Source organism: Vibrio amylolyticus (assembly GCF_023145695.1).
Classification (GTDB): Bacteria; Pseudomonadota; Gammaproteobacteria; order Enterobacterales; family Vibrionaceae; genus Vibrio; species Vibrio amylolyticus.
In genome coordinates, this window is record NZ_JAJHVV010000002.1 from 371012 (window position 1) to 384916 (window position 13905).

Here is a 13905-nt window from a genome sequence, read left to right on the forward strand (position 1 = left end):
CCGTGAGTAAGATCGCACTAGCTTAGTAGAGATCGCGAGAAGGCATGGGTTTATGGAAATTTTCGTAGCTAGATCACGTTATCTCGTCGAATTATTTAGTCGAAAATTTAAGTTTGAGAACGTAATAGTGATAACTCACGTAGTAGTAAGAAAAACAATGTGCATTCAATTGGATAACGATAGGCTGCTTGCAAGCAAAAGGGTTCACAAATCATGACAACACCACTCAACACTATGACGTTTCCGCTGCACGGTGCTCGACTGATCGAAGCGTCTGCCGGAACGGGTAAAACCTTTACTATTGCAGGACTGTATCTGCGCCTTTTGCTTGGCCATGGAGATGGTCAAACTCGTCATCAGAAACCACTGACCGTAGATCAGATCTTGGTGGTAACCTTCACTGAAGCCGCGACAGCCGAACTTCGAGATCGTATTCGGGCACGAATTCATGATGCTCGTATCGCCTTTTCTCGCAGCCAAAGTAATGATCCCGTGATTGCTCCTTTGCTGAAGGTGGTGAGTAACCATAAAGAAGCGGCAAAGATACTACTGCAAGCTGAACGTCAAATGGATGAAGCAGCGGTTTACACCATTCACGGTTTTTGTCAGCGCATGCTAACCCAGAATGCCTTTGAATCAGGTAGCCGTTTTAATAACGAGTTCGTGACAGACGAAAGTCACTTAAAAGCGCAAGTGATCGCCGACTATTGGCGTCGAAACTTCTATCCATTACCGCTTAATCTTGCTGGTGAAATTAGACGAATTTGGGGAGCGCCCTCTGAGCTTCTTGCTGATATCGGTGGCTACCTAACGGGCTCACCGCTTAAGCTTTCTGTTGAAGCGATGAGTGGCGATTTGCAATCTCTACATCAAGAGAACTTGGCAAAGGTTGATGCGCTCAAAAAGCTTTGGCTAGAGCATCATGACGATTTTCATTCATTAATCGCCAACTCTGATATCAATAAGCGCAGTTACACCAAAAAATCGCTGCCATCATGGTTAAAAGCTATTTCTGATTGGGCGCAGCAGCCATCAACCAATTATGACTACCCCGAAAAATTGGAGCGTTTTGCACAAAACGTATTAATTGAAAAAACGCCCAAAGGCAATGCACCACAGCATGCGGTTTTTGAGGCGGTTGAAGCGTTTCTCGCAACGCCTGCGAACCTGAAAGCACCGCTAATGGCACATGCGATTGAGCAGTGTCGCGAACAGTTGGCTTTGGCGAAAAAGCAGAAACAGTGGCTCTCGTTTGATGACCTGTTAACGCAGCTTTCCGCCGCAATTGATATGGATGAGGAAGCGCTACTGACTGAGCGCATCCGTACGCTCTATCCCGTTGCGATGATTGATGAATTCCAAGATACCGATCCGCTTCAATACAATATTTTTAGTCGTATCTATCTTAATAACCCAGAGTGTGGGTTCTTTATGATTGGCGATCCTAAGCAGGCGATCTATGGCTTCCGTGGTGCTGATATTTTTACCTATATTAAAGCAAGAAATCAGGTCAGTGCTCACTACACGTTAGGAACCAACTGGCGCTCAAGTGCCAATATGGTGTTAGCGGTCAATCAGCTGTTTGAGTCATCTTCAAGCCCTTTCATTTACGATGACGATATCCCTTTCTTACCAGTGAACTACAGCCCTGTAGCCGATAAAAAACAGTGGCGATTGAATGGCGACGTTCAACCTGCCATGACTTACTGGCTGCAAGAGGCCGAAGATAAGCCACGAACCAAAGGCGAGTACCTTGATGAAATGGCACTGGCGACAGCGAGTCAAATTCAAACCATATTAACGGCTGCGCAAAGTGATCTCGCGTATTTTGAAACGACTTCAGGCAGCGATAAGGAAAGGAAAAAAGAGACGGTTCAAGCGGGCGATATCGCTGTATTGGTGAGAACCGGTAATGAAGGACGAATGATCAAACAAGCGCTTGCGGACAAAGGAATAGCCAGTGTTTACCTATCGAACCGAGACAGTGTGTTTACCAGTTCGGTAGCCCAAGATATTCAACGCTTGCTGCAAGCGACATTAACGCCTGAAAATGATCGCGCTTTGCGTGCGTGTTTAGCGTCTGAGCTTTTTGCTCTGAACGCCGCTCAGTTAGATGCGCTAAATAACGATGAAATTATTTGGGATAGTGCGGTTAACGAGTTTAAAGAGTATCGAAAACTGTGGCTGCAACGTGGTGTATTACCCATGCTACGTTCGGTCATGAGTAAGCGACATATCGCGGAGAGGTTACTCGAAGAGGAGAGTGGTGAGCGTTCACTTACCGACTTGATGCACATAGGTGAGCTGCTTCAACAAGCGAGACAAGAGCTCGATAGTGATCATGGGCTACTACGTTGGTTAGCGGAAACCATCAGCCAAGCTGAGCAAGGGCTTGGTGGAAGTGATGATCAAATTCAACGCCTAGAGTCTGAACGAAACTTGGTTCAAATTGTCACGATTCATAAATCCAAAGGCCTTGAATACGATCTAGTGTTCTTGCCATTTGTGATCAGCTATCGAGAGGCGAGTGAAGGCAAGTATTACGATGAAAATAGCGATCAAACCATACTCGACATTACCAATAGTGGCGCAGCGTTAGAACAAGCGGATAAAGAGCGATTAGCCGAAGATCTTCGGCTTATTTATGTGGCTTTAACTCGCGCTGTTTATGGCTGTTTTATCGGTACATCTCCAATCCGTAATGGGCGCTCGACTAAAGAGCCGACAGGGGTCGATAAAAGCGCATTAGGTTATCTATTACAAAATGGTCAATCTGGAACGATTTCCGATTTATCGTTCTCTATTGATAAACAAGCGAAAGCACTGCCTGCGATTGCTTTCTCTGAGCCGCCTGCTGAGCGAGATGACATCTATAAGGCCGTTGAAGTACAACCAGAAGCATTAACGGCGAAAGAGCTTGTATGCTCGATTGACCGGTCATGGCGGGTGACGAGTTATTCTGGTTTAGTTAAGCAAAGTGGTCATCACTCTCAGTATGATGCGAGCATCGAAATTCAAGGATTCGATATTGATTCTGTTGAAGAGCATACTGAGGAAGAGATGGTGGAGCCTGAGCACTCGATATTTACGTTCCCACGTGGTGCTCGCCCCGGTACATTCCTTCACACCTTGTTTGAAGAGATTGAGTTTACGTGTGCTGCCACAGAAGAGAGTAATCAAGCGATCATTATTGATCTGATGGAAAAAGAGCAGCTTGAAATGCACTGGTTACCGATTCTACAGGTGCTTGTTGATACCGTTTTAAGCACGCCACTTGATGGTAGTCGCTTACTGTTAAATCAAACCAAACCTTCACAGCGTTTAGTTGAAATGGAATTTCTGTTACCCATCGAAGTATTGACGGCTAATGGTCTCAATCAAACCATTGCTCAACATGATGAACTGTCTGCCAAAGCGGGTACATTGGGATTCCAAACGGTGAAGGGCATGTTAAAAGGCTTTATCGATTTGGTGTTCGAGTATCAAGGTAAGTACTACGTGTTAGATTGGAAATCGAACCATCTAGGAGATGATGTCACTTGCTACCATGGCGAAGCCCTGAAAGGCGCTATGGCCAGTCATCGTTACGATCTACAATATCAAATTTATGCGTTAGCTCTGCATCGATTCTTACGTAGCCGAATGGCGAATTACGACTACGACTCGCACTTTGGTGGGGTCTATTATCTGTTCCTAAGAGGCATGGATGGTCAGTCGGAACATGGGATCTTCTCAGCCAAACCAAGCCAAGAATTTCTAAACGACATGGATAAGCTTATTGATGGTCATGCGCCTTCAGTTGGGCTCGCAAACGATCAAATGGAGCTCGGCTTTTAATGACTACTTCGCTTTTAGATACCTTAAAAACATTAGCGTCAAAAGGCGCTATTCGTCAGTTAGACTTTCAATTTGCGCACTTTATAGCGTCACAAGAACTCTCTTTCCCACAAGAGGTGGGGTTTCTTGCTGGATTAGTTAGCCATGAATTGAGTAAAGGGAATATCTGTCTTGATACGACTGAATCAAACGCTACTGATACCGCCAATCAGCCGCTATCTGTCAATGAATGGGCCACTCAGTTCGGCTTGTATGGTGAGGCTGCGGCGGAGCTAACAGCCCGGTTATCGAGTGTTGATTGGCTAGCGTGTATTCATCAATCGAACATGATCGGTGATAACGGTGAAGCAATTCCCATGATGTTCGATGGTCGTCGCCTATACTTGCATCGCTATTGGCAATATGAAATAGGGCTTTCCGCTAAGTTATCGAGCTTTGGGTCACCAATGATCTTAAAGCCTACAGAGATCCAAAACCTCTCCGAACTGTTAGATCGTCTTTTTCAACGTAGCTACCATTATCTGTTTAACGCGTTAAAGAGTGATGTTGTAGCGACTTCAACTCAAGTACAGCGTCAGCAGCTAGTTTGTGATTATTTGGACATTGTTGATAGCACTCAGTTATTGTGGAATGAGATTGATGATCTGCTGCTTACTTCAAATAAGAGTGAAGATTTAACTAAGCTTGATAGCCTTGTTCCTCTGAGCGTGTGTGTCAATTGGCAAAAAGTGGCGGCGGCCGTGGCATTAACTCGTCGGTTTGCGGTGATATCTGGTGGACCAGGAACGGGTAAAACGACCACGGTGACAAAACTGCTTGCGGCTTTAATATCTCAATCTGAACAAGAGGGAGCAGCACCAACCATACGCCTAGTTGCGCCAACAGGAAAAGCGGCAGCAAGATTAACGGAATCTATTGGTCAAGCGATTACCGAGCTTGCGGTTTCCCCTGATCTAAAAGCTCAAATACCGACACAAGCTAGCACGATTCACCGTCTACTTGGGGCGTTACCTAATAGTGCTGAGTTTCGTCATAACAAAGCCAACCCGCTTCATTTAGATATTCTGGTTATCGATGAAGCCTCAATGGTTGACCTACCGATGATGTACAAAGTGGTTAACGCATTACCTGATCATGCCCGCTTGATTTTATTGGGAGATAAAGACCAGCTCGCTTCAGTAGAGGCGGGATCGGTGCTCGGTGATATCTGCTCTTTTCAACAGTATGGATACAGTGACTCCCAAACCGCATTACTCCAACAGCTAACGCACTTCCATCACTTTGATGTTGGGGATTCCGCTTTAAAAGGGGCACGTGCTCAAACACAGAGTATGAATAGCCATGTGATCAGTGACAGCCTTTGTATGCTGCAAAAAAGTTACCGCTTTGACGCTCGGTCAGGAATAGGACAGCTTGCTAAGGCGATTAACTCTGGCAATCCAAATCAAGTCGAAGGGGTATTAGCACAAGGGTTTAGTGATATTGATGCGTGCTCTCTAAACAGTGATAACTACAATCAAATGCTCAAAACCCTGGTTGAACAGTATGGGCTCTATTTACAAACAACAGAAAGACCAAGGCAAGATGGGGAATGCTCAGTTGAAGAGCAGTTTAATCGTGCTCAGTCGGCACTTAAGCAGTTTGCTCAATGTCGCCTTCTATGCGCCATACGTGAAGGCGACTTTGGTGTGTCAGGGCTTAATCAACGAATTGAACGCGCATTGACGACCCAACGTTTGATACGCCCAAATGATGAGCTTTGGTATCACGGTCGTCCTGTGATGGTGAGCCAAAATGATCATGGCCTTGGTTTATACAATGGTGACATTGGAATCTGTATGCATGATTATTCGGATGATGAAGCACGGTTGAAGGTCTTTTTTGAACTGCCTGATGGCAGTGTGAAATCGGTATTACCGAGTCGAGTCCCAAGTCATGAAACGGCCTATGCAATGACGATTCATAAGTCTCAGGGGAGTGAGTTTTCATTAACCTTAATGATTTTGCCACCGGATTTTACGCCAGTATTAACCAGAGAGCTTATATACACAGGGATTACGCGAGCCAAAAATCGTTTGTCGCTGTATGCCAATATTAATGTGTTGAAACGTGGTATACGGGTGAAAACTGAGCGTGCGAGTGGTTTGGTTGATCGACTACGATGAGCGTTTAAGAAGAGTCAGGTTACGGATTAAGTATTGGGTAAGAAGAGTAAGCAACCATCCCTGGCTACTGATTTATAGTACTGATTAAGCAACAACTTTTTTGATATCAACGGCACTGCTAAAAGAGATGCTATTGATTTTATAGCGTTCTTGATAGTTCAATATAAAGGCTTTTAGCCCTTCATTAACTGGAAAAACGCAATGCACATCTAAGCCTTCTAAAAAGTTGTTGTCAGCCATATCCCAAAAACTCTGGATAGAATTACAGATGACGGTTTTCATCGACAATTTGCTCTTAGTTACTTGTTTTAGTATTAAGGCATTCCATGCGGGCCCAACTGAGTTAGGCAAAGAGTCCAATGACCCCGAAAGGCAGCTCCTCAAGTGAGGAGCTCGAATTCTAGCCAACTTTGATGTTGAAATAAAGTAACGTTTTGTCAGGATTTAGTATGAAATCGATTACTTATTGTATTAGTATTGAGAATTACTATGCTTCTTGTGTTAAACATTTAAGGTGAGAATTTTTGACCGACGCTGATAATTGTATAAGCTCTGTTTCTGCATCGGTAAAGATTCTACCCCGACTTCATAGAACCCTTGCTCTCTGAACCAGTGTAGGCTGTGAGTTGTGAGGACGAAAATCTTAGTGATTCCTTGGGTTTTAGATTGTAGCTTCATATGATCTAACAGTAACAAACCCCGATTCCCATCTCGATATTCTGGATCGATGGCCACACAGGCCATTTCTGCCATTTGCTCATCTTTATAGGGGTAGAGCGCTGCACAACCAATGATCAATCCATCTTTCTCGATGATTGTAAATTGGTGAATCTCTTGTTCTAGTTGCTCTCTTGAACGCCTTACTAATACACCTTGTTCTTCATGCGGACGAATAAGATCTAAGATACCACCAATATCATCAATCTTAGCAGTACGGACCTGCTCCGCACTCGCCATCACGACTTGTGTACCAATACCGTCGAGTGAAAATAGCTCTTGAATCAGTGCGCCGTCATCTTTGTAGCTGATCAAATGACTGCGAGGAACCCCTGCTCGACATGCTACCGTTGCAGCGCGCAGAAAACGCGTCGTTCCTGATGAATCGTCTTGGGTTGAATAAGCCGTGTGATCGCTACTATTTATAGCTTGCTCTCGTTCAATGAGTTTATCGACATCTTTTGGAAATAGCTCGGCAATCGCGTTGCCATTTTCATCAATAACACCTTGCTCAGAGCAGAAACCAATTAACTTATCCGCTTTGAGCTTGATGGCGACTTGGGTGGCCACTTGCTCTGAAAGCAGATTAAAAGAATCACCAGTGACAGAGCTAGCAATAGGCCCGAGTAGCACTATAGAGTTCTGATCAAGAGCGCGATTGATTCCCTCGATGTCTATTCGACGTATTCTGCCACTGTGGCAGTAATCGATACCATCATCTATACCTAATGGTTGAGAGACAATAAAATTGCCACTAACAACATTGAGTTGAGTACCAGCCATTGGAGTATTGTTTAGGCTCATTGAAAGTCTTGCCGTGATAGCCAGTTGAAGTTGACCTGCCGCTTGCATGACAAAATTGAGCGTCTTCTCCTCAGTGACACGAATCCCCTTGTGATAGGGTGTTTCAATATTGTTAGCGTGAAGAATCTCATTGATTTGTGGTCGGGCACCGTGAACTAACACAATCTTGACACCCAAGCTGTGAAGTAATGATAAATCACTAATTATATTGGTAAAATTTTTGTCAGCGACAGCTTCTCCACCCAACATAATCACCATGGTTTTTCCACGGTGAGCATTTACGTAGGGGGCAGACTGTCTAAATCCTTTAACTAAGGCGGTACTACGAATCTTCAATCTAGTAATCCGGTTGAATTTTTATGTAATTATATTGCCTTTATATTCAGTTGTGAGCAAGTATTTAAGACAATTAATGTCATACGCTCATTTATCTGAGAGTGGTCGTTGTAAGGTTAAAGGCGAAATATGAGCAATGAAAGATGGCGAATGTAAGAAAAGCACCACAAGCAATACTAAAAAGAGAACCTCCTAAACATAACGCTAAGCAAATAAAACGGCGTAAAACGAAAGAGGTGATACTGACGTGCGTGCTTATTGCACTCTCAATAGTGACGATTTTCACGTTTACTCATTTGTTTAAAAGGATTCAATTCTCTTTGGTTGATCAGCAATCCGTTTATGGCGTGTGGGTAGAGCAAAATGTGGCGGGGTACGCGACGAGAAAGATCCATATCGGTCCTGATGGTGTTTCAGTCTCAGGACGCGTTGTCTCGACCAATTACGAATTTGATGGAAACATATTGGAGTATCAAACGGGAGAGTTGTTGTATCAATATCGAATGCTAAATGAACAGAATACTCAAATGATTCAATTGTCGGATAGTCACTACAACCCGACCTATCATTTGGTTGAAGAGTACACCGAACGTCTACGCTAGTGCACAGCTAGTAAGGTAAGTTAACGGTGAATTAATAGAACGACATATGAATTTACCTTTTATTTGCGCTCTATTTACAGGAAGCTAATTGAGTTCTTATCAAGACTTTGTCATTCTCTAGAGACAGAAATTAAGGAATACTTCCGGTGCTCAAAAAAACTCTCCCTCTAATCGCTTCTGCATTGCTTTTTGGCTGTGCGCAACCCACTGAACGAGCTCAACAATACCTCGACAGTGAATTTCCAGATACGCTTAACCAAGTTACTGCTGTCGAGTCAAATACACCACGTGATTTCACTAAGTTTGCCAATCAGGCAGAACAAGTCGTGGCGAATTCACCATCAATGGCGGAACGATACGCCCCGCTTTATGAAAAGCTTAATGAATGGGCACTACAAAGTGGCGACCCGAGTGAGCTTGCAAATTACGGAATTGAGTTTGCTCAACTAGGTGGCGGTGACGACAAAGGTAATGTGCTATTTACCGGTTACTTCTCACCGGTGATGGAGCTGCGTCATGAGGCCGATGAAACATATAAATACCCAGTTTACGGCTTACCTGAATGTGACAGTGACTGCCCAACCCGAGCGCAGATCTATGATGGGGCTCTTGAGGGGAAAGGCCTTGAACTTGGATACGCAGCTAACCGTATAGATCCGTTCATTATGGAAGTGCAAGGCAGCGGCTTTGTTCACTTTGATGATGATGACACGTTAGAGTACTTCGCTTATGCAGGTAAAAATAATCGAGCGTACGTGAGTATTGGTCGAGTATTGATAGAGCAAGGTGAAGTACCACGCGAGCAGATGTCATTAAAGGCGATTAAAGATTGGGTGTTGGCGAATGATGAACAGACGGTTCGAAACCTTCTAGAGCAGAACCCGTCATTTGTTTTCTTCGCACCTAAAGATGCAGCACCAGTAACAGGCACTGCAGGTATTCCTTTACAAGCAATGGCGTCCGTTGCGGGCGATCGAACGATATTTCCTATGGGAACGCCAATATTAGCTGAAGTTCCGCTGCTTAATGCGGATGGTACTTGGAGTGGTGCGCATCAGCTTCGTTTGCTGATAGTTTTAGATACGGGGGGCGCGGTGAAAGAGAACCATTTAGACCTGTATCACGGCATGGGCCCAAGAGCTGGAACAGAAGCAGGTCACTATAAGCATTTTGGCCGTGTTTGGAAGTTGGGTTTAGAAGGTTCTGTCACCCAAACACCTTGGGCTATGCCTGCTGAAAATTCAGAATAGCGACTTGGTTTAAAACCACTAGACTTTTTAAAATAGAGTGCGTATAAATCGCACTCTTTCTTTTTGTCACTCTGCCTTTGTGGCCCTATTATTGTGGACGTTTGATATGCGTGAACTCGACACTCCTGCTTCTGAAAATTACGACCAACGTTTTGGTGGTACTCGCCGCTTGTATGGCAACAGTGAAGTTGACATTCTTCGTGCCGCGCACGTATGTGTGATTGGTATTGGTGGTGTGGGTTCATGGGCGGTAGAAGCGCTAGCGCGTACGGGTGTAGGTGAGTTGACTCTGATTGATATGGATGACGTTTGTGTTACTAATATCAACCGTCAAATACACGCAATGAGCGGCACTGTTGGCCAAAGTAAAATTGAAGTGATGGCAGAGCGTGTTAAATTGATCAACCCTGAGTGTAAGGTCAATTTGATTGATGATTTTATCGGCCCTGATAATCAACAAGAGTATCTAAGTAAAGAGTTTGATTATGTGCTTGATGCGATTGATAGCTTAAAGGCGAAAGCTTCCCTATTGTCCTACTGCCGCAGTAATAAAATTAAAGTGATTACGATTGGTGGTGCGGGTGGGCAGATGGATCCAACTCAAATCAAAGTTGCCGATCTTACTAAGACGATTCAAGACCCACTGGCTAAGAAGCTAAAAGACACGCTTAGACGCTTGCACAATTTTCCAAAAAATCCAGCGCGTAAATTTGGTATTGAGTGTGTATTTTCAACCGAGCAACTAAAGTACCCACAAGCGGATGGCTCCGTGTGTGCGGCGAAATCGACGGCTGAAGGCCCGAAACGCATGGATTGTGCGACTGGGTTTGGCGCCGCTACAGTGGTGACCGCCACCTTTGGTTTTGTTGCGGTCTCTAAAATTGTTGAGAAGATCATAGCTAAGCACAGTAAGTAACTACCTAATTAGACGAGTTTAATATGACAGACTTTCCTATCACACCATTTGGGCATGACATAACTACAGACGATATCGTTTCGACGATGCAACAGTTTAAAGGCTGGGAAGATAGGTATCGTCAAGTGATCCAATGGGGCAAGAAGCTTCCTAAAATGCCTGAAGAGTTTAAAACGGATTCGGTGACAGTGGCCGGCTGCGAAAGTAAAGTCTGGTTGGTAAGTAAGCAGCTTGATGGCGTTTGGTCTTTCTGCGCTGATTCGGATGCGCGCATTGTTCGCGGTTTGATAGCATTAGTTCTAGCCGCTTTTGATGGTAAAACGTCACAGCAGATTAGCGAGTTTGATGTTGATGGCTATTTTGAATCACTCGGATTACTTTCCCATTTAAGTGCATCTCGAGGCAATGGTTTAAAAGCCATTGTTGAGCAGATTAAATCGGTTAGCTAACTGCTTCTAAAAGTTTAGATAGCATCATTAGAAAAGGTTCGCATTGGCGAACCTTTTTACGTTTAACCGAATGAGATAATTGGATTAAAGCATATCGACGGCTTTTTCTAACGCCTGAATCAGCCTATCGACATCACTTTGATCATTGTAAATACCAAATGAGATACGAACGCATCCATCAATGTTGAGTGCATCCATTAGTGGGTGTGCGCAGTGATGACCCGCTCTAACGGCAATGCCCTGCTGATCGAGTAGCGTAGCAATGTCTTGATGGTGAACGCCATCAATAGAAAAGCTGATGACACTCGCCCCTTCTCGATAACCAAGTATCTGAACATCTTCCATCTCTTTTAACGCAAGGTAAGTTTGTCGTTGAAGATTAGAGATATGCTTCTCTATTAACTGTAGATCAAAGCCTTGATACCAATCGATGGCTTTAGCAAGTGCAATCGCTCCGGCTACATTGGGAGTACCAGCTTCAAATTTACCTGGAAGATCAGAAAAAATCGTCTGTTCAAAAGAGACTTTCTCCACCATTTTTCCTCCGCCATGCCATGGTGGCATCGCTTCTAGAAGTTCGAGTTTTCCATACAGTACGCCAACACCAGCGGGTGCGTAGAGTTTGTGCCCTGAGAAGACGTAAAAGTCGGCATCTAATAATGTGACATCAACGGATTCATGGACAATTCCTTGAGCGCCATCGACGACAACGACAGCGCCAACTTGATGCGCTTTCTCAATAACGCTTTCTATCGGCTGTCTTGCGCCTGTTACGTTAGTGACATGAGCGAGTGCGACTACCTTGGTCTTCTCTGAGAGCCGCTGTTCGAAAGCGAGCTCATCAAAGTGGCATTCACTCGTCATTGGCACTTTGATTACTTTGGCACCAGTCTGCTCGGCTACGATTTGCCAAGGAACGATATTGGCATGATGTTCCATCTCGCTAATCAGTATTTCGTCATTGGGCTGAAGTGTTGTTCGAGCGTAGGTTTGAGCGATTAAATTAAGCGCTTCTGTTGCTCCGCGAGTCCAAATAATCTCTTTAGTGCTCTCTGCACCAATAAACTGCGCGATGCGAATTCGAGCATGCTCAAATGCATTCGTTGCATTGGCTGTTAGGCTGTGACTTCCACGATGAACATTAGCATTTTGCGCACTGTAGTAGTGGCTAATCGCATCAATTACGATCTGTGGCTTCTGGGTGGTCGCCGCGCTATCTAGGTAAACCAAAGGTTCGCCATTAACTTGCTGCCTAAGCGCAGGGAATTGCTCTCTAATCGCCACGATATCAAGCATGTTCATTGCCTAACTTAAAATAGTGCAATGTCGGCAGTGTTACCATTGGTTCTGCCACACTCCATGCGTGTGCTTTTCCTGATAATCGAATAATGATCTCGATAGCAAACTCGAGCGCTGTTCCTGGACCCTGGCTGGTAATCAGGTTGTGAGTAACATCAATCGTGACACGTTTTTGTCGTAGGTAAGGCTCTTCAATATGATCTTGAAACGCAGGGTGGCACGTCATTAGTGCGGTTGGGTAAAGCTCATGATGCTGTAGGACAAGTGCAGGCGCCGCGCATATTGCAGCGATGAGTTTATCATCGTATTTATGCTGTTTGACGATTTCCATTAAGATAGGGCTATCTCGAAAAGTTTCTGCTCCCTCAACACCACCGGATAGAATGACGGCATCAAACTCTTCATCGGCGATATCAACGAGGCGGCAGTCTGCAGTTAGCGTAACCCCTCGAGAGGCTTTCATTGTAAGCTCACCATTAAAGTCGGCACTGGCAACAACGACGTCATAACCTGCACGAACCATAATATCGATGATGGTGACGGCTTCCATTTCTTCTGTGCCTGGTGCGATAGGGACAAGTACTTTCTTAGTCATGATTTATCCAGCTTGATTCAATCTGTTTAATAGCCTGATAGAGTTTATCATTTTCAGGGGTATTGATGTGATGGCGCTTTGCTGTTTTCAGTAAGTAGCCTGTTATAAAGTCTATCTCTGATTTGCGTTGATAGAAAATATCTTGGCGCATTGAGGAGTAGTTCGTTTTAGTCGCTTCGATGACTACCGCAACAGTTTTGTGCAATTCATCATAGGACAGAGTGATTTCTTCGGCTTGAATAACGCTTGTAACTTCTTGTATGACGGCAGCTAAAGATGCTTGATAACGCGACTCTGCAAGTTGTCCGTTGTTACACTGTTCAATAGCCGTTAGCGGATTGATCGCACAGTTAATAGCGAGCTTCTGCCACAGCGCCTTTTCAATATCACTATTCCATTGAACACTCGGCAGCGAGTGGTTAAGTACCTCAGTAATGAACTCACATCGTGCACCTTGAGCGTTGTAAGGGCCAATTTGAGTTGCTCCTTTTCCGGTATGACTTACCTTTGAGGACGATGTTTTGAGAGCGCCATGAGTTGTTGTTGCAAGCAGGACAGGGAAGGGAGACAGTTCAGCTTTTAGTTCATCGACAGCACCCATGCCGTTATGCATAAATACAATGATGCAATCTTTGCTGATAGAGCTAAGTAGTGGCGTGAAAGCACTTTTTACTTGCCACACCTTAACGGTAACCAGTAGTAAGTCGGCCTCGTGCAGTGCTTGAGCATTTTGGTTAGGAAAGCTTTGTTCTGGCGAGTCATCAAGTTGGATTACCGTCTGTTCAGTGCTGCTTCTTCCCCACAGCGATACGTTATGGCCTGATGATTTAAGATGAGATGCCCAAAGAGCGCCAATAGCGCCAGGGCCAAGTACCACAATATTCACGTTATTGTCTCTATTATAAAGCGTGAGGCAAGGATAATAGGCTAGGGTA

11 protein-coding genes are annotated in these 13905 nt (G+C 44.6%); 6 read left to right on the forward strand and 5 right to left on the reverse strand.

The window, feature by feature from the left end:
* Window positions 1–213 precede the first annotated feature (213 nt).
* Both recB and recD read left to right on the forward strand, forming a co-directional pair.
* Complete coding sequence (gene recB / locus KP803_RS04545; protein ID WP_248007645.1) at window positions 214–3837, forward strand: exodeoxyribonuclease V subunit beta; 3624 nt, start codon at window positions 214–216, stop codon at window positions 3835–3837.
* Entirely contained in the window at window positions 3837–6002 is a 2166-nt protein-coding gene (gene recD, locus KP803_RS04550; RefSeq protein WP_248007646.1) for an exodeoxyribonuclease V subunit alpha, read from the forward strand. The genes recB and recD overlap by 1 nt, the downstream gene beginning before the upstream one ends.
* A gap of 84 nt (window positions 6003–6086) precedes the next feature.
* Here the strand turns inward: recD and KP803_RS04555 are convergent, their stop codons facing one another.
* Both KP803_RS04555 and argA read right to left on the reverse strand, forming a co-directional pair.
* Window positions 6087–6284: a hypothetical protein gene (locus KP803_RS04555; RefSeq protein ID WP_248007647.1), complete on the reverse strand. Its 198-nt coding sequence runs from the start codon at window positions 6282–6284 to the stop codon at window positions 6087–6089.
* 219 nt (window positions 6285–6503) lie between these two features.
* Window positions 6504–7859 (reverse strand): amino-acid N-acetyltransferase, encoded by a 1356-nt coding sequence (gene argA, locus KP803_RS04560; RefSeq protein ID WP_248007648.1) that lies wholly within the window; start codon window positions 7857–7859, stop codon window positions 6504–6506.
* A 143-nt stretch (window positions 7860–8002) separates the two neighbouring features.
* Between argA and KP803_RS04565 the strand changes: the two genes are divergently transcribed.
* The 4 genes from KP803_RS04565 to csdE all read left to right on the forward strand — a co-directional run bounded on the left by KP803_RS04565 (window position 8003) and on the right by csdE (window position 11076).
* Window positions 8003–8461 (forward strand): DUF2850 domain-containing protein, encoded by a 459-nt coding sequence (locus KP803_RS04565; protein ID WP_248007649.1) that lies wholly within the window; start codon window positions 8003–8005, stop codon window positions 8459–8461.
* 137 nt (window positions 8462–8598) lie between these two features.
* Window positions 8599–9711: a murein transglycosylase A gene (gene mltA, locus KP803_RS04570; RefSeq protein WP_248007768.1), complete on the forward strand. Its 1113-nt coding sequence runs from the start codon at window positions 8599–8601 to the stop codon at window positions 9709–9711.
* Between the two features lie 106 nt (window positions 9712–9817).
* Window positions 9818–10627: a tRNA cyclic N6-threonylcarbamoyladenosine(37) synthase TcdA gene (gene tcdA / locus KP803_RS04575; RefSeq protein ID WP_248007650.1), complete on the forward strand. Its 810-nt coding sequence runs from the start codon at window positions 9818–9820 to the stop codon at window positions 10625–10627.
* A gap of 23 nt (window positions 10628–10650) precedes the next feature.
* Window positions 10651–11076, forward strand: coding sequence for a cysteine desulfurase sulfur acceptor subunit CsdE (gene csdE, locus KP803_RS04580; protein WP_248007651.1), 426 nt, complete (start codon window positions 10651–10653; stop codon window positions 11074–11076).
* 84 nt (window positions 11077–11160) lie between these two features.
* Here csdE and csdA read toward each other — a convergent pair whose 3' ends face one another.
* Genes csdA through panE form a run of 3 tightly spaced genes read right to left on the reverse strand, consistent with a single transcriptional unit; the run spans window position 11161 to window position 13856 of the window.
* Window positions 11161–12372, reverse strand: a complete 1212-nt coding sequence (gene csdA, locus KP803_RS04585) for a cysteine desulfurase CsdA (RefSeq protein ID WP_248007652.1) — start codon at window positions 12370–12372, stop codon at window positions 11161–11163.
* Entirely contained in the window at window positions 12365–12970 is a 606-nt protein-coding gene (locus KP803_RS04590; RefSeq protein ID WP_248007653.1) for a DJ-1 family glyoxalase III, read from the reverse strand. The genes csdA and KP803_RS04590 overlap by 8 nt, the downstream gene beginning before the upstream one ends.
* Window positions 12963–13856, reverse strand: coding sequence for a 2-dehydropantoate 2-reductase (gene panE / locus KP803_RS04595; protein WP_248007654.1), 894 nt, complete (start codon window positions 13854–13856; stop codon window positions 12963–12965). Before panE ends, KP803_RS04590 begins: the two co-directional genes overlap by 8 nt.
* Between the last annotated feature and the right edge of the window lie 49 nt (window positions 13857–13905).